The organism is Streptomyces sp. RLA012 (assembly GCF_056270325.1).
Window position 1 is genome coordinate 11,002,772 of sequence record NZ_JBWDPA010000002.1, and the last position, 18,019, is coordinate 11,020,790.

15 protein-coding genes are annotated in these 18,019 nt (G+C 68.4%); 11 read left to right on the top strand and 4 right to left on the bottom strand.

Annotated features, from left to right (window positions below):
- Nucleotides 1-640: 640 nt before the first annotated feature.
- The 5 genes from RV986_RS50095 to RV986_RS50115 all read left to right on the top strand — a co-directional run bounded on the left by RV986_RS50095 (nucleotide 641) and on the right by RV986_RS50115 (nucleotide 5,837).
- On the top strand, nucleotides 641-1,483 hold the full coding sequence (locus tag RV986_RS50095; protein WP_475923764.1) for a GNAT family N-acetyltransferase: 843 nt from the start codon (nucleotides 641-643) through the stop codon (nucleotides 1,481-1,483).
- Nucleotides 1,484-1,645: 162 nt separating this feature from the next.
- On the top strand, nucleotides 1,646-3,133 hold the full coding sequence (locus tag RV986_RS50100; protein WP_475923765.1) for an FAD/NAD(P)-binding protein: 1,488 nt from the start codon (nucleotides 1,646-1,648) through the stop codon (nucleotides 3,131-3,133).
- Nucleotides 3,130-4,365: an ATP-grasp domain-containing protein gene (locus RV986_RS50105; protein WP_475923766.1), complete on the top strand. Its 1,236-nt coding sequence runs from the start codon at nucleotides 3,130-3,132 to the stop codon at nucleotides 4,363-4,365. Before RV986_RS50100 ends, RV986_RS50105 begins: the two co-directional genes overlap by 4 nt.
- A gap of 266 nt (nucleotides 4,366-4,631) precedes the next feature.
- Complete coding sequence (locus RV986_RS50110) at nucleotides 4,632-4,940, top strand: hypothetical protein (RefSeq protein WP_475923767.1); 309 nt, start codon at nucleotides 4,632-4,634, stop codon at nucleotides 4,938-4,940.
- Nucleotides 4,941-5,489: 549 nt separating this feature from the next.
- Entirely contained in the window at nucleotides 5,490-5,837 is a 348-nt protein-coding gene (locus RV986_RS50115; RefSeq protein ID WP_475923768.1) for a hypothetical protein, read from the top strand.
- 29 nt (nucleotides 5,838-5,866) lie between these two features.
- On the opposite strand, the gene RV986_RS50120 is transcribed toward RV986_RS50115, so the two are convergent.
- The 3 genes from RV986_RS50120 to RV986_RS50130 form a co-directional block, all read right to left on the bottom strand.
- On the bottom strand, nucleotides 5,867-6,133 hold the full coding sequence (locus RV986_RS50120; protein ID WP_475923769.1) for a hypothetical protein: 267 nt from the start codon (nucleotides 6,131-6,133) through the stop codon (nucleotides 5,867-5,869).
- Nucleotides 6,134-6,274: 141 nt separating this feature from the next.
- The gene (locus RV986_RS50125) at nucleotides 6,275-8,146 is read right to left on the bottom strand and encodes a sensor histidine kinase (protein ID WP_475923770.1); all 1,872 of its coding nucleotides are present in this window, start codon (nucleotides 8,144-8,146) and stop codon (nucleotides 6,275-6,277) included.
- On the bottom strand, nucleotides 8,143-8,913 hold the full coding sequence (locus tag RV986_RS50130) for a response regulator transcription factor (RefSeq protein WP_475923771.1): 771 nt from the start codon (nucleotides 8,911-8,913) through the stop codon (nucleotides 8,143-8,145). The genes RV986_RS50125 and RV986_RS50130 overlap by 4 nt, the downstream gene beginning before the upstream one ends.
- A gap of 174 nt (nucleotides 8,914-9,087) precedes the next feature.
- Here RV986_RS50130 and RV986_RS50135 point away from each other — a divergent pair, with 174 nt between their 5' ends.
- The 4 genes from RV986_RS50135 (at nucleotide 9,088) to RV986_RS50150 (ending at nucleotide 13,135) form a co-directional block, all read left to right on the top strand.
- Nucleotides 9,088-10,428, top strand: coding sequence for an efflux RND transporter periplasmic adaptor subunit (locus RV986_RS50135; RefSeq protein ID WP_475923772.1), 1,341 nt, complete (start codon nucleotides 9,088-9,090; stop codon nucleotides 10,426-10,428).
- A complete protein-coding gene (locus RV986_RS50140; protein ID WP_475923773.1) occupies nucleotides 10,425-11,165 on the top strand; it encodes an ABC transporter ATP-binding protein in 741 nt (246 codons plus the stop codon). The genes RV986_RS50135 and RV986_RS50140 overlap by 4 nt, the downstream gene beginning before the upstream one ends.
- A 131-nt stretch (nucleotides 11,166-11,296) precedes the next feature.
- Nucleotides 11,297-12,445, top strand: a complete 1,149-nt coding sequence (locus RV986_RS50145; protein WP_475923774.1) for an ABC transporter permease — start codon at nucleotides 11,297-11,299, stop codon at nucleotides 12,443-12,445.
- Between the two features lie 78 nt (nucleotides 12,446-12,523).
- The gene (locus RV986_RS50150) at nucleotides 12,524-13,135 is read left to right on the top strand and encodes a hypothetical protein (protein ID WP_475923775.1); all 612 of its coding nucleotides are present in this window, start codon (nucleotides 12,524-12,526) and stop codon (nucleotides 13,133-13,135) included.
- A gap of 309 nt (nucleotides 13,136-13,444) precedes the next feature.
- Here the strand turns inward: RV986_RS50150 and RV986_RS50155 are convergent, their stop codons facing one another.
- Nucleotides 13,445-14,029: a hemopexin repeat-containing protein gene (locus RV986_RS50155; protein ID WP_475923776.1), complete on the bottom strand. Its 585-nt coding sequence runs from the start codon at nucleotides 14,027-14,029 to the stop codon at nucleotides 13,445-13,447.
- Between the two features lie 1,498 nt (nucleotides 14,030-15,527).
- On the opposite strand from RV986_RS50155, the gene folP reads away from it, so the two are divergent.
- Nucleotides 15,528-16,415 carry a dihydropteroate synthase gene (gene folP / locus RV986_RS50160; protein WP_475924701.1) on the top strand — a complete coding sequence of 296 codons (888 nt, stop codon included), beginning with the start codon at nucleotides 15,528-15,530 and terminating at the stop codon, nucleotides 16,413-16,415.
- 202 nt (nucleotides 16,416-16,617) lie between these two features.
- Nucleotides 16,618-17,961 carry an aminomethyl transferase family protein gene (locus RV986_RS50165; protein WP_475923777.1) on the top strand — a complete coding sequence of 448 codons (1,344 nt, stop codon included), beginning with the start codon at nucleotides 16,618-16,620 and terminating at the stop codon, nucleotides 17,959-17,961.
- Nucleotides 17,962-18,019 lie beyond the last annotated feature (58 nt).

Here is an 18,019-nt window from a genome sequence, read left to right on the forward strand (position 1 = left end):
CCGGTGGGCTTTCTCATGGTTGACGTGATCATCGTTTGCATTCCGTGATCTCCGGACGCCGGAAGCGTCTTGGTCGTGCACCGGCGTCACGGAGGCGGTGAGGCCGCGTCTTCGTGATTTCACGAGAAACAGGCACCCGGAACGGCGCCGGGTCTTGTCACGTTTCACGAACCGTCGCGGGGCTGGCCGCCGCCGTTGCTGCCGTCGATCACTTTGACAGCCGGCGCGAGTGCGGTGAGCGTGTGTGCAGGCAATTCGCCTGCGGGCGGCGGCCGGTGGCGTGCCGGGGAGGGCGAAGTCGCGGATGGCGGCGCCGAGGACGACGTCGGGCAGCGTACCCAGCACCGGGCCGGACGAGATCTTGAGCAAGCCGTGACTGTCCAGGGGGGAAGCCCTGGTTGCCTTCCGGGACCTCGGCGAGACCCATGGCATCTGGGCCTTTCACCTCAAGAACCCACCCCGGCTCTCGCCCTCAGCGGCAGGCCTTGCTGCATGTCGACGGCGGTGGCCCGGCGGTGCACGACCTGTCGATGAACGTCGTTGGCTGGGCGCTGAATTCGACGTGGCGGGGCGTCCGGATCGGCGACAAACCTCACCAGTTCCGCTCACTCGCGTGGCACAATGCCACATGACGTGGCATGTGACTCATGACATAGGCACATTCGACGCTGCGACAGGCGGTTTCATCGCGGCAACCGCCGCCCGCAACACTCTGCTGGTCACCGTTCCGGCGGTGGTCCGGCGTCGTGGGCCGAACGCGTTCGGCGCGGGAGCGGCACGATTCGGCTGGTTCGAGGACGCCGATGGTTCGACCACGGCCGCCTTCGTGGAGACTCCGCCGCGTCCGATCGTCCTCTCGGACGCGGCGGCCGATGTCGCTGGGGCGTTGGCGGGGCTTCTGGCGGATGCCGATGAGGCACCGGTCAGCGGAGTCAACGGACCAGCCGCGGCCGCGGAGGCGTTCGGTGAAGCGTGGTGTGCCCGCACCGGGGCGACCTCGGAAATCCTCAGGCGTGAGCGGCTCTATCGCCTCGGGACGCTGACCCCGCCCTCTCCGGCACCACCGGGCCACGCACGGATCGCCACCCGGGTCGACCGTGAACTGCTGATCGAGTGGTATCAGGCCTTCGCCGAAGACACCGGAGTGGACGCGGGCAATGTCGAATTGACGGTGGACGAGCGCATCGAATTCGGCGACCTGCTCCTATGGGAGATCGACAGCGTGCCGGTCGCGCTGGCGGGCCGGACCCAGGTACAGGAGGGCACGGCCCGGGTTGCCCCTGTGTACACGCCCAAAAACCTCCGCGGACGCGGGTATGCCGGTGCGGCAACCGCCGCGGTCAGCCGGGGCGCGTTGGATGCCGGCGCGCAGGAGGTGCTGCTGTTCACCGATCTGGCCAATCCAACGAGCAACGGCCTCTACCAGCGTATCGGGTATCGCCCGATCGAAGACCGCGTGGTTCTGCGCTTTGAGCCCAGTTGATTGCCGGTCGACTTCCCGCCGAGGGCGCCGATTGCCACCGGATTCTTGGCGAGACGGGATTTTCGAGTGGAATTTCTCGATCCTCCATACATAGTTTTCTGTCCATTTCACGCAACGGCATTTTCTTCTGCATGCCGTTGCACATGTTGACAGGGGTGCGCTATGAGACTGGCAATTGTCGGCGCCGGAGCGACAGGGGTGAGCGTCATGGACGGGTTGATGCGGCGAGGTCTGCTCGGCCGCGTTGAATTGACCGTATACGAACCGAGCAAGGATGTGGGCCGCGGGAATGCGTACCGCGCTGACGTGGACTCGGCGCTGCTCAACCAGCAGGCGGATCTCATGTCGATCCGGCATGACCAGCCCACGCACTTCCTCGGGTGGTTACGGCGTCACTCGAACCAACGAGTTCGGCGCCACGGGACGGTAGGCGCTTTCCCGCCCCGCCACCTTTTCGGCGACTATGTGCACCAGTGTTTCAAGGACGTACTCAACCACGCGGCGAGCCGAACGCCGATCGGCGTGGTTCACGAGGCACTCGTCGCCCTACACCCGGACGGGGACGAACTGGCCGCCATAGACGCCGCCGGGCGACTGCACCGGCACGACGCCGCAGTGCTGTGCGTCGGCACCGCTGCGCCGAAGGATTTCTACGGGCAGTCAGGTCATCGCGGCTACGTGAACGATCCCTATCCGCTGTGGAGCATGCTGGAGATGATCGGTTCCGACGAGCGCGTCGGGGTCCTTGGCACCGGCCTGACCGCCGTGGACGTGGTGCTCTCGCTACTGGAACGAGGACATCGCGGACCTGTCACCATGGCCTCACGGCGAGGCCTGCTGCCGGGGGTCCGTCATCGGGATCATCACACGCCCGCGACCGTCCTCACCGAACATGCTGTGCGCGACCTCGTGGCGCGAGGCCGCCTCGGCCTGCCGGAGGTCCTGCAGTTGATGCGTGCGGAACTGCGCGCGCACGGCATCGATCCGGCGATCCTGGCTCGGGAGGCCCATGGCCGGGAACACCCACACGACCGGCTCGCCCGGCACCTGGACAGCGCTCGGCGGGCAGACCCGTGGCAGCCACTCCTGATCGGCGCGGCGAAGAACCTTGTCGAACTGGTATGGGTTCACTGGTCGGATCACGACCGTGCGGCCTATCTGAGGAGTTGCCACCACATCTTCCAGAGCCTGTGCAACCCGATGCCCGAAGCCACTGCCGCTCGCCTGAAAGCAGCCGTCGATTCGGGCCAGCTCACGGTGACGGGCGGTATTCGCGACGTCCGGGCAGTCGACGACCGCACACTGACCCTGCGATGCGTGGGCGGATCCGTGCCGGTGGACACCGTCGTGAACTCGGTAAGAGGACAGACAGCCGTGACTCCGGCGGCCTCCACCGCGCTGATCGAGTGCATCATCGCGGCCGGCCTCGGGACCCGCCACGCGTTCGGTGGCCTTGCTGTGAACACGGCGACCAACCAGCTGATCCAGCCCGACGGCGCACGCCGCTACCTGGTGTACGCCTTAGGCCAGCTCACCAGCGGCAGTCTCTACTACACCAGCTCCCTCCCCGTGATCACCCGCCGCGTGGAAATGGTCGCGGACCACCTCGCGGACCTGCTGCAGACATCACGCGAGGAGTACCACGCATGAACCGTCCCGCGGTCGTTGTCGTCCACCCCAGCTCCAGCGGTGTCTCGTTGTCCAGTGCCATCGAGGAACTCGGAGGCATCGCCGTCCACCTGTGGCAGAGCAGCCACAAGGACGCCTGGGAGCAGGACCCGCACCCCCACAAGGTTCTCAACACGGACGGCACCGAGACACTCCGAGCCCTGCGTGAACTCGCGCCTGTGGCGGTCTGCCCGGGCAGCGAGTTCGCCGTGACCCTGGCCAACGACTGGTCGGCGACGCTGGGCCTGTCCCACAACGACCCGAAGCGCACCCTTGCCAGGCGCGACAAGCAGGAGATGCTCACCGCCGTCGCAGCCGCCGGCCTCGCCACACCATGGAGCCGGACGCTCGCCGGACCTGACGACGTCGATGCTCTCCTCGCCGGCCTCGACGACTTCCCCATAGTCGTGAAGCCCGCAGGCAGCGCCGGCAGCGACGGTTGCGCCATGTGCCACAACGCCGACGACGTGCATGCCGCGTACCAAGCTGTTGCGGGCCAGGTCAACCTGCTGGGTTCCACGAACACCCACATCCTGGCCCAGGAGTTCCTGAGCGGCCCCCAGTACATCGTCAACACGGTCAGCCGCGGTGGTCGGCATCTGCTGGCCGACGTGTATCTGTACCGGATCGACGAAGTGGCAGGCAAGCCGCTGATCCGCGACGCCGTCGTGCGCACAGCGCTTACCGAGGCCGAGCAGCAGGCCGTTGAGTACACGCTGGACTGCCTGGACGCCCTCGGCATCCGCGAGGGCGCGGCCCACAGCGAGGTCCGTATCACCGGGCGCGGCCCGCGGTTGATCGAGGTCAACTCGCGACTGATGGGACCCGTTCTCCCCGCCGACGTCTACGTCCCGGCCCTGGGGTTCAGCCACGCGACCCTGCTTGCCCAGAGCGTCCTGCGCCCTGAGTCGTTCCACCAGCAACTCGGCCGCCCGTACCGCCCCGCCCGTGCATTCGGTCTGGTGCTGCTGCGCACCTACCGCACCGGCCGGATCCAGGCGATGAACGGGCTGGACGCCATCCGCAGGATCCGCGGCTTCCACAGCTTCGCCAGACTCCCCCGTGCCGGCCAGCGAGTCTCCCCGGAAAACCTGGTGACCAACGGCACCACCGGCCTCGCGTACTTCGTCGACGACGACCCGCACATCGTTGCCATGGCGCTGGAAGAAACACACGCTCTCGAAGACGCTGAGAGCATCTTCACCATCTCCTGACCGGCCGCCTTTCGTACGTCCTGGCAGACCGGTCGCGCAGCCGCCATTCCCAGCCAGCGCTGTTGTCGACTTCGGTCGCCTTGTCGAACTACGGGAAATTCGCCGCATGACAGAAAGGCAGCATCTTGGACTGAGCGAGCGGCGATGTCCGGTGTCGATCACGGCGGAAACGATCTCGGCCAGGGCGTCATCTGCCACGAGGTCCCGTCGGGTCAGACGGGTGGGGAATGTGAGACGAAGTCTTCGCCGCCATAGAGGGATTCGTAGTGAATCTCAAACCGCAGGCGCTGCAGAACCAGCTCACCAAAGCCGGCGTGTTGATCACGGTCGAACGGAGCAAGCCTCAGGAGAAAGACGCTCTGTCCGGACAGCAGCACCACACCGCCGGGCAGGGCGTACTTCTGCACACCTTCTGGCGACTGCCCGAGGACACGCTCGAAGTTCGACCTGGACCACTCTCCGATGTGCTCACCATCGAGGTAGACCAGTGTCCTCGTCACAAGGGCAGGTCCGAGGCCGGCATTGATCAGTTCGATACCTGCCTGGTGGGCGACACCATCCCGTATTTGTCGTAGCTGGAGGAGCGGACGCACCGACTGTTTGTTATGTCGCATGCTCAGTCTCGATTGGACGATTGAGACGTAGAGCGAGCCCAACGCGATCAACGTGGCCGCCCCCGCGACCACCGCTTCCGCACTCACAGCACCCCCCCAGGTATCCCGCCTGCAAAGGCAGGGTTACCCGGTGGGGGAGCGCACCACCCCGAACTCGCCGCACGGCCACGCGCTCACGTGTCTGGATTCAGCTGGTCCGGCAAGCAACTGGCTGCCGGTCCACCCCAAGGATCCGACCTCCGTGCTCGCGCATCAGCTGCCCCATCTGTTCGCCGGTGGCGTCGGTGCGCCGACGCCTGAGGGCGGGCACCTTCCTGACCCGTGCACCTCACCCCGGGGTGGACGTCCGCCGCGCCGGGCACGAGGCGTTCTGCCCGCCGCCGTTGCGGTCGGTCGCCGGTATCACGCGTGAGGGACTGCGATAGCTCTACAGCTCTACGCTGAACGTGGCCTGCCTGTAGGACCGCCGTAGGTCCATCCCCTGACGGCGAGATACGGGAAGGGAATGCCATGGCCGTGTTTGCCACGTGTGAGCAAGCGGCGGGCGACATCGTCGCAGCGCGCCTGTGGGAGGCAGTTTTCCACGCGCGGCTGGAGCACAGCGCCACGGCGTGGGAGATGGAGTTTCCGCTCTTCATCCGGCGAGTGCAGACCGTGATCGCCATCGCGTTGTTCAGCACCCACCGCCGTGCAGCGGAAGAACAGACGCCGCCGGAGGCGGCTGCGGCGGCGCCGGCCATCCTGCGGGAGCTCAGTCCCGTGGAGTTGTTCGCCGTACTGCCCGCCGAGTTGGGAGAGTCCTCCGCCCGCGTCGAACTCTGCGTTCGAATCCCGCTCATCAGGTTCAGGGTGGCCTGAGGGGCGAACGGCTCCTCGCCGTCGAGGAGTCAGCCGTCGATCTTGTACAGGTTGGTCTGGCCGTTCGACGCGGTCAGGCCACCGTCCACGGGAATGTGCACGCCATTGAGAAACCCGGCGTCAGGACCGGCGAGGAACGCGACGACGGCGGCGACCTCGGCCCCGCCGGTGTGCAAGCCGCCCACAGCGCCCTGATCGAGCTGGCCAAGCCAGTGGCGATGCGTCGGTTCGACGACGTGGAACCCCGACTGGCCCCCGCGCTCGCCCAGGCCGCGAAGAACCTCGCGGACAGCCACCTCGCCGATCCCGAACTCCCTCCGACGATGCCGGCACGCGAACTCAACGTCTCCGTACGCACCCTGCAGCGGGCGTTCGCCGCGGCGGGAGAGGCGGTGACCGCCTACATCCACCAACGGCGGCTGGAAGAGGTTCGCGTGCTACCGCAGTCCGTGGCCCTTTGCTTTTCCGTCCTCCTCCTGCTCCTTGTGCGGGGGGAGCCTGAGGGTGAAGGTGGCGCCGCGTCCGGGCGTGCTGGCGGCTGACAGCTCGCCACCGTGTGCCTCGGTGAGGTTGCGGGCGATGGACAGGCCCAGACCGCTGCCGCCGGTCTTGCGGCTGCGGGACTTCTCCGCCCGCCAGAACCGTTCGAAGACGAAGGGCAGATCCTCTTCCGCGATACCGGTTCCCGTGTCGGTCACCTCGATGACAGCCGTGGCATCGTCCTTGCGCGCGTGGAGGGTGACCCGGCCGCCGGGCGGCGTGTGGCGGACGGCGTTGGAGACGAGGTTGCCGACGATCTGACGCAGCCGCAACGGATCGGCCCACAGGTCCAGCCTGCCCGGACTGTGGAACAGCAGCGTGACCCCCGCCTTCTCCGCCGCGGCCCGGTGGGCGGCCGCCACATGCCGCAGAACGGCCTCGGCCAGGACCGGTTCCGCGTACAGCCGCAGGGTGCCCGCGTCGGCGGCGGCGAGATCCTGCAGGTCGTCGATGACGTGCTGAAGCAGCAGCACCTCTTCCAGGAGAGATGTCGTCAGGTGCTGGTTCGCCTCGATGACGCCGTCCTGGGTCGCTTCCAAGGCGCTGCGGATGGTACTCAACGGAGTACGCAGCTCGTGGGCGATGTCGCTGACCATGACCTGGCGTTGCCGTTCGGTGCGCGCCCGGTGCTCGGAGAGCTCGTTGAACGCCGCCGTGAGCCGGCCGATCTCGTCGTACCGGGCGACCGGCACCGGGGGCAGGTGTTCGTCGCGGTCCTGGGCCGCCCTGGTCAGCGCTCGCAGCGGGCGGACCAGGTGGATGCCGGTCACGACGGTGACGAACGCGGCGATCAGCAGGACCACCGCGGTGACGACGAGTGTCCGCAGGGCGTTGGTCGGCGAGAGGTCGAAGGGCGCGGCGGTCGAGCCGGAGGTGTCGCTGACGTACAGCAGCGCCGAGGGGGCGACGTAGGGCGCGAGCTGTTCGCGGCGGCCCGTGTCGACGCAGTTCCGCGCGGTGTGCGGGACGGTGCCCTGCGCCGTGGTGCCGGACATGAAGTCCAGCCCGAGGTGCACCGTGGGCAGCTTCTGGCGCCGCAGGCACGCGTTGACGACATCGTTGAGAGCGGTGAGTGCGTGGTCCTCGCCGGCGGTAGGGACATCCAGTTCGAGCAGCCCGCAGTCGTCGGCGCGCCTGGCGAGGTACTGCTGCTGATCCGCGTCCTGCATCTGCTCCCGGAGCGAGACGTCGTACAGCAGTGCGATGACCGGACGGCCCGAGGGGGACGCCGATCGCTCGAAGGACACGCTCGCGCCGGTGAGGCACTTCGCGACGGCGTTCGCCGCGCGGCCGAGACGCTGCCGGTCGGCTGCCCGCAGAGCGTAGGGGCCCAGCGCGGCAGGGTCGATGCCGCTGCCGCCTGCCTGCGGTGACAGGAACGGGTCGGTGTGCAGCGGGTCGATGGCGGCGAACGCCTTGCCGGGCGTACGGGAGGGGCGGACCGGCCCGCTCACCACCGGTCGCCGGGTGTCCTGCGGAGTCACGGTGATGTGCCGGCCGGTTCGGCGGGCGAGGTCGCGCACCACGGGGGCGGCACCTCGCCAGTCGGGATGGGACGCGGCGTACGACATGAGGGTGCGGTAGATCATGGTGTCGTCGGCGAGCACCTGCCCCTGCTGGTCCCGTACGGCGTCGGTGGTGGTCCGTACCGCCAGCCAGGCGGTGGCCGCGATCGCGCAGACCACGATGAGCAGTGAGGAGGCGAGCATCCTGAACAGCAGACTGCGGTGGACCGGCAGCCTGTTCCCGGCCGCCCCGACGGCGTTCACCAGCTGTCCGAGGGCAGGGATGTGCCTGCCGGAGTGCGGTCGTTGAGCTTGTAGCCCACCTTGTAGACCGTCAACAGGTGGACCGGGGAACTCGGGTCGGCTTCGATCTTCTTGCGCAGGTTCAGGACGTGTACGTCGACGGTTCGCTCGGTGATGTAGGCGTTGGTGCCCCGGCTGACGGCGAGCAGTTGACGCCGGGTGAAGACCCGCCCCGGCTCGGCGGCCATGGCGGCGAGCAGGTCGAACTCGCCGGCCGTGCACGTCACCGGCCGTCCGCCGACGGTGATCGTGTGGCGCCTGCGGTCCACGGTGATCGCCCCTGCTGTGAGGACCCCGGAGGCATCGCCCGCCGTGCCTGTCGGTGACGGGGACGATCGTTCCGCCTCCGCCAGCCGCTCCACCCGTCTGAGCAGGTTGCGGATGCGGGCCATCAACTCGCGAGGGCTGTAGGGCTTGGTGACGTATTCGTCCGCGCCCAGGTCGAAGGCGAGCAGCAGGTCTTCTTCTGCGGTGCGCGCGGTGAGCATGAGCACCGGGAGGCCCGCGTGGGCGGGTTCGGCGCGCAGCACACGGCAGATGTCCAGGCCGTCGACGCCGGGCAGCATGATGTCCAGGACCAGCAGATCGGGAGGCCACCGGCGGATCTCCTCCAGGGCGGTACGGCCGTCGTGGACGAGCCGGGCCACATGGCCGTTCCGCGCAAGGTAGTGGCCGATGATCTCTGCCTGCTTGACGTCGTCTTCCGCGACCAGGACGTTCGCGCACATAGCCGAGACTGTAATCGCCCTGGACAGGACACTCATATGGTCCTGACCAGACCTTCATATCCGGCCGACAGGCTGTCAGCCATGTCACGCCACACGTCCAGAGTCCAGCCCTCCGCACCCGGCTCGCACCACCCGGAAGGCCCCGGCCGAGAGGACGGGTTCGCGGAACCGGACATGGCTGGGCACCGCCCGACCCGCCGGACGGCGGTGATCGCAGGGGGAGTCGTCGTCGCGATGGCCGCGGGCGGCATCGTCCTCGTCCCGCACTGGTCCCAGGCCGCCAGGTCCCCGTCGACGGCCGCGACTCCGTCGGTGAGTTCGGTGGTCGTGCAGCGCACCGATCTGTCGGACTCGGTGTCCCTCGACGGGACGCTCGGCTACGGCAGCCCTCGTAGCATCAGCAGCACCTCCACCGGAACGGTGACCTGGCTGCCGGCGGTCGGCACGACCGTCAAGCGCGGCCGGCAGCTCTACCGGGTGGACAACCGGCCGACCACGGTGTTCTACGGGTCCACCCCGCTGTACCGACGCCTGGACACCGTGGGCATGGTCGGCCCGGACGTACGGATGGTGGCCGACAACCTGCGAGCGCTGGGGTACGACATCGGTGTCCAGCCCCCGGCGGGCACCCTTGTCACTCCGTCGCGGACCGGCTCCGCCGAGGAGCCGGAGGAGTCGGCAGGCGCTGAAGAGCCAGCAGGCGCTGAAGAGCCAGCAGGCGCTGAGGAGTCGGCGGGCGCTGCAGAGTTGGCGGGCGTCGAGGATGCGAAGGGCGACAAGGAGCCGGGGGGCGCCGGGACCACTTCCGGCAACCCTTCCCCCGCGGTGGCCGACAGCCCTTCTCCGGTTGCGTTGTTCGTCCCCCAGCGGGTCCAGCCGGGCGACTCCGTGCTGACCCAGGGTCTGATGGCGGCGATCGGCCGTTGGCAGCGGGATACGCGAGTGCCGGAGACCTCGGTGCTGGAGTCCGGCGATGTCATCGTGACGACGGGCGCTGTCCGGGTCGGTCAGCTCAAGGTGCTGACGGGTGACGCCGCTTCCGGCGAACTGATGTCCGTCACCGGCACCGGCAAGCGCGTCACCGTGGAGACCTCCGCAGGCGACTCCTCGTCCTTCAGGAAGGGCAACACCGTCACGGTCACCCTGCCCGACGGTTCGTCCGCGCCCGGCAGGATCAGTGTCATCGGCACCACGATCAGATCCGACTCCGAGGAAGGCGGAAGCACCGGCGCGGGTCCCACCCGCACCATCACCGTCATCCTGGACGAAGGCAGGGGAAGCGCAGCCGTCCGCGGCATCGACTCGGCGCCCGTACAGGTGCGGTTCACCGGCCGGACCAGCAAGAACGTCCTGGTCGTACCGGTCGGTGCGTTACTCGCGCTGAGTGAGGGCGGCTACGCGGTGCAGCTCCAGAACGGGAAGCTGATCAAGGTCACCACGGGGCTGTTCGCCAAGGGACTGGTCGAGATCAGCGGATCGGTCACAGCCGGAACCAGGGTCGTGACCACCTCATGACACCCCCACCTCCGCTTCCACCCCCGGTCCTCGCAGTACACCGGGTCAGCCGTGGATACGACGGCGTGACGGCGCTCGACGACGTGTCACTGACGATCCGCGCAGGCGAATTCGTGGCCATTGTCGGCCCGTCGGGTTCGGGTAAATCCACGTTGCTGAACATCATGGGCACCCTCGACCGCGCCACCAGCGGCACCGTCGAACTCGCCGGTCAGGACGTGGCCGCCCTCACCGACCGGCAGGTCTCCACGCTCCGCAGCCGCCATCTCGGCTTCGTCTTCCAGCACTTCCACCTCACCGACGGACTGAGCGCGACCGAGAACGTCTCCACGGGCCTGCTCTACAGCGGTGTGCCGCGCCGACGGCGACGGCCGATGGCTCGCGAAGCGCTCGCCCAGGTCGGGCTGACCCATCGGGAGCACCACCTGCCGCACCAGTTGTCCGGCGGCGAGCGGCAACGGGTCGCCGTCGCCCGCGCGTTGGTCAACCGGCCCTCGCTCGTCCTGGCCGACGAGCCCACCGGCGCCCTCGACACCGTCAACGGACAAGCGGTGCTGAAGCTGCTGTCCGACCTCAACAGCCACGGCACGACCATCGCGCTGATCACCCACGACCGGAACATCGCCGCCCGGCTGCCCCGACGGCTGGAGATCCTCGACGGACGCCTCGTGACCGACACCGGCCTCGGACCTGCCGGTATGGACCTCGAACTCGAACCCCTGGACGCCCAGTCGTGAGCCCACGTACCCCAACCGCCCCTGCCTCGTCTGCCGCCGGGCTCACTCCCGCCTCCGCGCCGACGGGTGGTGGTGCGGCCCTGCGGATCCGACCGGTCCGTCTTCCTCCTCGGGATGTCCTCGCTCTGGGGATGCTGGGCATCCGTACCCGCAAGGTACGGGCCGCCCTGTCCGCCCTCGGTATCTCGCTGGGCATCGCGACGATGATCGTCGTCACCGCCATCCCGGCATCCAGCCAGAAGGCGCTGATGGAGCGGCTGTCAGCGCTCGGCACCACCATGCTCACGGCACAGGCCCAACCCGACCTGAAACCGCCGGTGCTCCTGTCCGAGGAGTCGGTGGACATGGTCGCCCGCATCGGCCCCGTCACCGCGGTCAGCGCGGTGGCCAACACCCATGCCGTGGTCAACCGCTCGGACAAGGTGGACCCGGACACCTACGCGGGACTGACCGTCCTGGCGGCGAAGGACAACCTGCTGTCCCTGATCAACGCGCGTGTGCAGTCGGGGCGCTTCCTCAACCGGACGTCCGACGCGTTCCCCACCGCGGTGCTCGGCTCGGTGGCGGCCGCACGGCTCGGCCTGCCCAGCGTTCCGCCCGGCGGCCCCGCCCCGCAGATCTACGTCAACGGCCGGTGGTTCACCGTCATCGGCGTCCTGGAGCAGACCCCGCTGTCCCCCGACATCGACCGTTCCGTCCTCGTCCCCTGGCAACCCGCCCGCACCGAACTGGACTTCGACGGCCATCCCACGGTCATCTACGTGAAAGCCGAGGAGCCCCGGATCGAAGCGGTACGGGACGTCCTTCCCGACACGGTCAATCCCAGCCTGCCGGGCGTGATCATGGTCAGCCGCCCCTCGGACGCCCTCGCCGCGAAACGCGACACCCAGACCACCTTCTCGGCCCTCTTCCTCGGACTGGCAGGGGTGGCGCTGGTGGTCGGCGGCGTCGGAGTGGCCAACACCATGGTCGTCTCGGTACTCGAACGGCGCCGCGAGATCGGCCTGCGCCGGGCCCTCGGCGCCACTCGCGGCCACATACGGCTGCAGTTCCTCACCGAATCCGTCGCCCTGTCCACCCTCGGCGGCCTGGCCGGCACCCTGCTCGGCGTCCTGGCCACCCTCGCCTACACCGCCTACCAGGACTGGCCCCCGGTCATCCCCCCGACCGCGGTGGCCGCCGGCGTCGCCGGGACCGTCCTGGTGGGAGCGATCGCCGGACTGTACCCCTCCCTGCGCGCCGCACACCTGTCCCCGACCGAAGCACTCGCCTCGGCATGAAGCCCGGACCACATGATCCCCAGCTCGCCCCCCCCAGCCCCCCAGCCCTCGTAGAGAAACGTAGAGAAACCAGGAGACATGAACCATCACCGCTTCCAGCCCGACGCCCAGCCCCAGCCCCAGCCCCGGCTCCGGCGGGTGCCGGCCCTCCTCGTGCCGGCCACGGCGGTCCTCGCGCTCGCCACCCTCACCGCGTGCGGCGGGAACACCGCCTCCGGCACGGACGTGGCATCCGTCACCGACAAGGGCACCGCTTCGTCCGCCGAGGCACGCGGGAAGCAGACCCCGGACCCCGACGCGGGTCGCCCGCAGCTACGCCTGGACACGAGCGAGGAGGAGAAGACCCGCCTGTTCAACGTCTGGGCGGCCTGCATCCACCAGCATGGAGTGCCGATGCAGAGTGTCGTCAAGGACGGCAGAGACGTCCCCGACCAGTCCCACCGCGCCTTCCCCAAGGCCGCCAAGGCGTGCATCACCAAGCTGCCCCTCGATCCGCCCGAGCTGGACCGTGCGAAGAACCCGCACTACATGGACGACTTCCGGGCCGAGATCGCTTGCCTGCACAGGGCCGGCGTCAAGGTGGAGCCGATGGCCGACGGCGAGGGCTACACCTGGCCCTCCGGCGAGGTCAACGTGCCCGACCTGCCAGAACTCCAGAAGCGCTGCCGCATCGAGGCGTTCAGCAACTAGGCCGTTTCTGCTGGCTCTTGGACAGGGTCGCGGACCCAGATGACGATCGCGGTGACGGTCAGGGTGCCGTTGAACGGGTAGTCGTGCTTATCGAAGCGTCGCGCTTGTCGAAGCGGGTGGCAACGGCCCGGTACCGCTTCGATGTAATGCCGCACCCGTTCGAGATCGGCCCGTGGCTGGTGGAGCCGATCCTTTCGCAGATGGCGGCGCTGCGCGCGTGTTCGTCGGCCTCGCCGACCGCCTGCGGGTGCGGCCGGAACCCCGACGGGTTCCGGCCGTACCCGCTCGGGCGGCTGTCAGGGGGAGGGCCTACGGGAGGCCCGGCCAGTTACCGGCGATCTGCTTGGGGTAGCCGGGGTCGACCTTGTCGGCGGCGATGTCGTAGCGCATGTACTCGGAACCGCGGAAGAAGTACGCCTTGCCGTTGTTCCACACCACGCCACCATCGAGGTTCGCCGACCAGAGCCCGGGCCAGTTGTCGGCGATCTGCTTGGGGTAGCCGGGGTCGACCTTGTCGGCGGCGATGTCGTAGCGCATGTACTCCGAGCCGTGGAAGAAGTACGCCTTGCCGTTGTTCCACACCACGGAGGCATCGATGTGTGACGGGAACAGCCCGGGCCAGTTGTCGGCGATCTGCTTGGGGTAGCCGGGGTCGACCTTGTCGGCGGCCATGTCGTAGCGCATGTACTCCGAGCCGCGGAAGAAGTACGCCTTCCCGTTGTTCCACACCACGCCGGCGTCGACCCCGGACGGGAACAGCCCGGGCCAGTTGCCGGCGATCGGCTTCGGGTAGCCGGGGTCGACCTTGTCGGCGGCGACGTCGTAGCTGTAGTACGTACTGCCGTCGAACATGTACGCCTTGCCGTTGTTCCAGAGCACTGGTGCTGTAACCATTGGCTCGCACACCTCCTCGGTGAATGCACTCGTGTTTGTCCGTGCGGCGGATCGTGTCCGGCCGGCCGGTCCCTCGCCGGGCTGCCCGCCCCTGGCCTGGGGCGGGTTCGGCGGTGCTGGAACGGCGTGGCTGAACTCGTGGTTCCTGACGGTGGGTGAGCGTCCTTCAGAGAAGGCGTCGGCTGATCAACTCACCAGGACCCAGTTAAGGTCACTTGCCTCGAATCGGCAATTCAGGCTTTTTCATCAGCAAATCAATTAAATATGGGACATCCTGTGAGTGCTCCCACACCTGGAAATGGATGAGAAATGCGGAGAAGGCGCTGCCTGCTCCGGTTCTCGTTCTGTGAAGTGTGACGCTGTGTGCATGAAATCGTGGCTGGCGTACGGCTGTTGACCTTGGCCGGCGCGGAGCCAACCACCGACCGCCTCCACGGCATGTCGAGGCGCGGGCGGCCACATCGGGGGCAGTGTGCCCAGACTGTGCGGGACGCCGAAGGCGCTCGCGGTGGATGTTCGCGCTGTGGCGCGGGTGCGTCTACGGCACTCTCCTGGTCGACGGGGAGCCCCCACCGGCCCATCGACCTACTGCCCGACCGGGCAGCAGACACGCCGGCGGTGTGGCTCGCCGAACGTGACGGCATCAAGGTGATCCGCAGGGACGGGGCTGTCTTCTATGCCGAGGGCGCCGGCCGTCATGCCGAGGGCGCCGGCCGCGGCGCACCCGCCGCAGTGCCGTGTGCGGACCGCCGCCATCTGCGCTGATTCAGCGGGCCGCTACCGACGCTGACCCTTTCGGGGTCTCGCGGGAGGAGGCGGGCTGGCCCCCGTGCTTGCTGCACCCCGTGATGCATGGGTACCAGGCCCCCCTCGACGAGGTGTTCGGGGCAGTGGGCCTCTCCATGCCCCCGCGTGTGGGGACCGACTCGTATGCCTCCTTTTCGCGCAGGTCAGGACCGGTGAGTGGTCGAGCGTCCTGTCGAACACCTGGTCGCACGTCCTTGGTGTCGCTACAGGCAGGCATGCCATTCCGCTGGTCTGCCCATTCCGTTGGGAACGGATCGGGCTTGTGCTCCCGGCTCGTAACCCGGCCTCCGTGATCGGACGGCCGCCGATCGGCGGCGCCGGCCCGGTCGGCCTCTGCGACGCGCTGGAACAGGTACCCGACCGGCGCTTCGGCTGCCGACCTCCCCTGCGGGGTGCAACGTCAGCTTTCGCCCGGCGAGCAGGACACCGCCCTTACCATCGCCCGTACCGCAAGCGACCGAACCACCTCGCCCCCCCCGGCAGCAGCCTGTCCGGTCAACGACGGGCGGACACGCCGTTGCGAGCACCTGTCCGTGAACCCGTCGGAGCCGGTTCCGGCGATCCAGAAGATAATCACGTGAAGGACTAGAACGATTTAGCACTCTCTCTGTAACATGACTGCCTAATGGATTTAGCATTCCTTTCTCGCGGCGGGACGCGGGATCAAGGGGGGTTGTCACCGATGCCAACCATGCAAGATGCCGCCATCGGGCGGTCGAGAACACCTACAGAACTTGAAGGGCTGCCCCGGCCGGGTCGATGTCTGGTCATGGGGATCCTCAACGTCACGCCCGACTCCTTCTCCGACGGGGGCCTGTACGCGGACATCCGGTACGCCACCGACCGGGGGCTGGAACTGGCCGCTCAGGGCGCGGACATCGTGGACGTCGGGGGTGAGTCCACCCGTCCGGGGGCGCGGCCCGTGTGCCTGGAGGAGGAGCTGGCCCGGATCGTCCCGGTGGTGCGTGAACTTGCCCGGGCCGGCGTGTGCACGAGCATCGACACCATGCATGCGCCCGTGGCCCGAGCGGCCGTCGAGGCGGGCGCCCGTCTGGTCAATGACGTCAGTGGCGGCCTGGCCGACCCGGCCATGGCGTCGACCGTCGCCGCGGCCGGCGTTCCGTACGTCGCCATGCACTGGCGTGCGCCGAGTCGTGAGATGGACCGTCATGCGGAGTACGACGACGTAGTCGCCGACGTCATCGCCGAACTCGGCCGACGTCTGTGGCAGTTGGAGGAGCGGGGAGTCGACCTGGCCCGTGTCGTCCTCGACCCGGGAATCGGCTTCTCCAAGCGGCCCGAGCACGACTGGACGCTGCTGGCCCGCCTGGGGTCTCTCCGGCGGCTCGGGTACCCGCTGCTCGTCGGCGTGTCGAGGAAGCGGTTCATCGGTGCGGCCCTCGCGGCCGGGGGTGGCGGTGAAGTGCCGCCCGCGGGGCGGGACGTGGCGTCGGCGGCGGTCTCCGCGCTCGCCGCCGCGGAAGGCGCGTTCTGTGTGCGTGTCCACGATGTCCGCGCCGGCCTCGACGCGGTGCGCATGGCGGCCGCGTACCGCGCACACCTCGACCGAGAATCCTGAGAAATCCGCCGACCGGTACTCGCCTCGGGCGAGACCGCTCTGCTAGCTTCCGCTAGATCGTTTTAGTGATGACCTCTGTGGGACCCCTCCGGCTTGTCGGGCGACTGCGTTCCTCTCCGATTCACTAGATCGATTTAGCGCCCCTCAGGCAGATCAACCCATGAGACAGATCACCGAAAGTCGCTACGAGCAAGGAGCCGCAATGGCAATCCCCACCCTCCAGGACGGTATCGACAAGGCCGGTTCGCCGATCAAGCTGCTGTGGCAGCCGGGCGCCGAGCCGTGGACCCCCGAAGTCGTGGAGCGCGAGTACGCGGGCTGGCGTCTGGAGCAGGCCGCCTGGCACGAGGGCGTGGCTCTGCTCAACCTTTCGCACCACATGTACGACATGTGGATCGAGGGCCCGGACGCCACACGGGTGCTCGCCGAGCACGGGGCCAACAACTTCGAGAAGTTCGCGATCGGACAGGCCAAGCAGTACGTGCCGGTCACCCGCCACGGCCACATCGTCACCGACGGGATCCTCGCCCGGGAGGGGGAGAACAAGTACCTGCTCAGCGGGATCCCGGCCGCGCAGCACTGGGTGAAGTACCACGCGGAGAGGGGCGGTTACGACGTCGGGTTCGTCACCGACGCGTCCTCCGCCTTCCGCCAGGGCGGCGGCGATCCGAAGCTGTTCCGCTACCAGATCCAGGGTCCGCTGGCGGCGGAACTCGTCGAGCGGGTCTTCGGCGGGCCGCTGCCGGAGACGAAGTTCTTCCACTCCGCCGCGGTCTCCCTCGACGGTCGCCCCATCCGCGCCCTGCGCCACGGCATGGCCGGCCAGGCGGGCTTCGAGTTCATCGGACCCTGGGAGCACGCCGCCCATGTCCACGAAACCTTCCTCAAGGCGGGCGAGCCGCTCGGCCTGGTCCAGGTCGGGGCCCTCGCGTACGCCACGCCGAGCGTGGAGAGCGGATGGATCCCCTCTCCGGTGCCCGCCATCTACACCGACCCGGACCTGCTGGACTACCGCAAGCACCTGCCTCTGTTCGGCATCGAGGGCAAGCGTCCGCTGAACGGCAGCTACTTCTCCGAGGACATCGAGGACTACTACGTCTCCCCGTACGAGCTGGGCTACGGAAAGGTGATCTCCTTCAACCACGACTTCGTGGGCCGGGACGCCCTGGAGAAGGCCAAGAACGAGCCGCTGCGCGCCAAGGTCACCCTCGTCCTGGACCCGGATGACGTCCGCACCGTCATCGGACAGGGTGAGGACCCCGGGTTCGTCCTCTCCTACGCCCGGCACCGGGTGGAGAGCGCCTCCGGTCTGGTCGGCGTGACGATGCAGAGCGCGTCGATCGACCCGGTGGGCACCGTGCTGGCGCAGACCCTGATCGACCCCGAACACGCCGCGACGGGCACCGAGGTGACGGTGGTCTGGGGCGAGCACCCCGGTTCCGGCACCGACCCCGAGGCCGACCTCGGCCTCCCCCGCATCCGTGCCACCGTCCAGCCCTCCCCGTTCAACCAGCACGCCCGCACCCTCTACCGCAGCAACCGCTGACTTCGGCCGACCGCGCGGCACCGCCGGACGGCCTGCCTTCTGACGCAACGTCATGTCG

What these genes read in the sequence shown, in the direction of transcription:
- folP (WP_475924701.1), top strand. Translation starts at nt 15,528, where the DNA reads ATGCAAGATGCCGCCATCGGGCGGTCGAGAACACCTACAGAACTTGAA.
- RV986_RS50105 (WP_475923766.1), top strand. Translation starts at nt 3,130, where the DNA reads ATGAACCGTCCCGCGGTCGTTGTCGTCCACCCCAGCTCCAGCGGTGTC.
- RV986_RS50135 (WP_475923772.1), top strand. Translation starts at nt 9,088, where the DNA reads ATGGCTGGGCACCGCCCGACCCGCCGGACGGCGGTGATCGCAGGGGGA.
- RV986_RS50115 (WP_475923768.1), top strand. Translation starts at nt 5,490, where the DNA reads ATGGCCGTGTTTGCCACGTGTGAGCAAGCGGCGGGCGACATCGTCGCA.
- RV986_RS50150 (WP_475923775.1), top strand. Translation starts at nt 12,524, where the DNA reads ATGAACCATCACCGCTTCCAGCCCGACGCCCAGCCCCAGCCCCAGCCC.
- RV986_RS50165 (WP_475923777.1), top strand. Translation starts at nt 16,618, where the DNA reads ATGGCAATCCCCACCCTCCAGGACGGTATCGACAAGGCCGGTTCGCCG.
- RV986_RS50100 (WP_475923765.1), top strand. Translation starts at nt 1,646, where the DNA reads ATGAGACTGGCAATTGTCGGCGCCGGAGCGACAGGGGTGAGCGTCATG.
- RV986_RS50145 (WP_475923774.1), top strand. Translation starts at nt 11,297, where the DNA reads ATGCTGGGCATCCGTACCCGCAAGGTACGGGCCGCCCTGTCCGCCCTC.
- RV986_RS50155 (WP_475923776.1), bottom strand. Translation starts at nt 14,029, where the DNA reads ATGGTTACAGCACCAGTGCTCTGGAACAACGGCAAGGCGTACATGTTC.
- RV986_RS50130 (WP_475923771.1), bottom strand. Translation starts at nt 8,913, where the DNA reads ATGTGCGCGAACGTCCTGGTCGCGGAAGACGACGTCAAGCAGGCAGAG.
- RV986_RS50140 (WP_475923773.1), top strand. Translation starts at nt 10,425, where the DNA reads ATGACACCCCCACCTCCGCTTCCACCCCCGGTCCTCGCAGTACACCGG.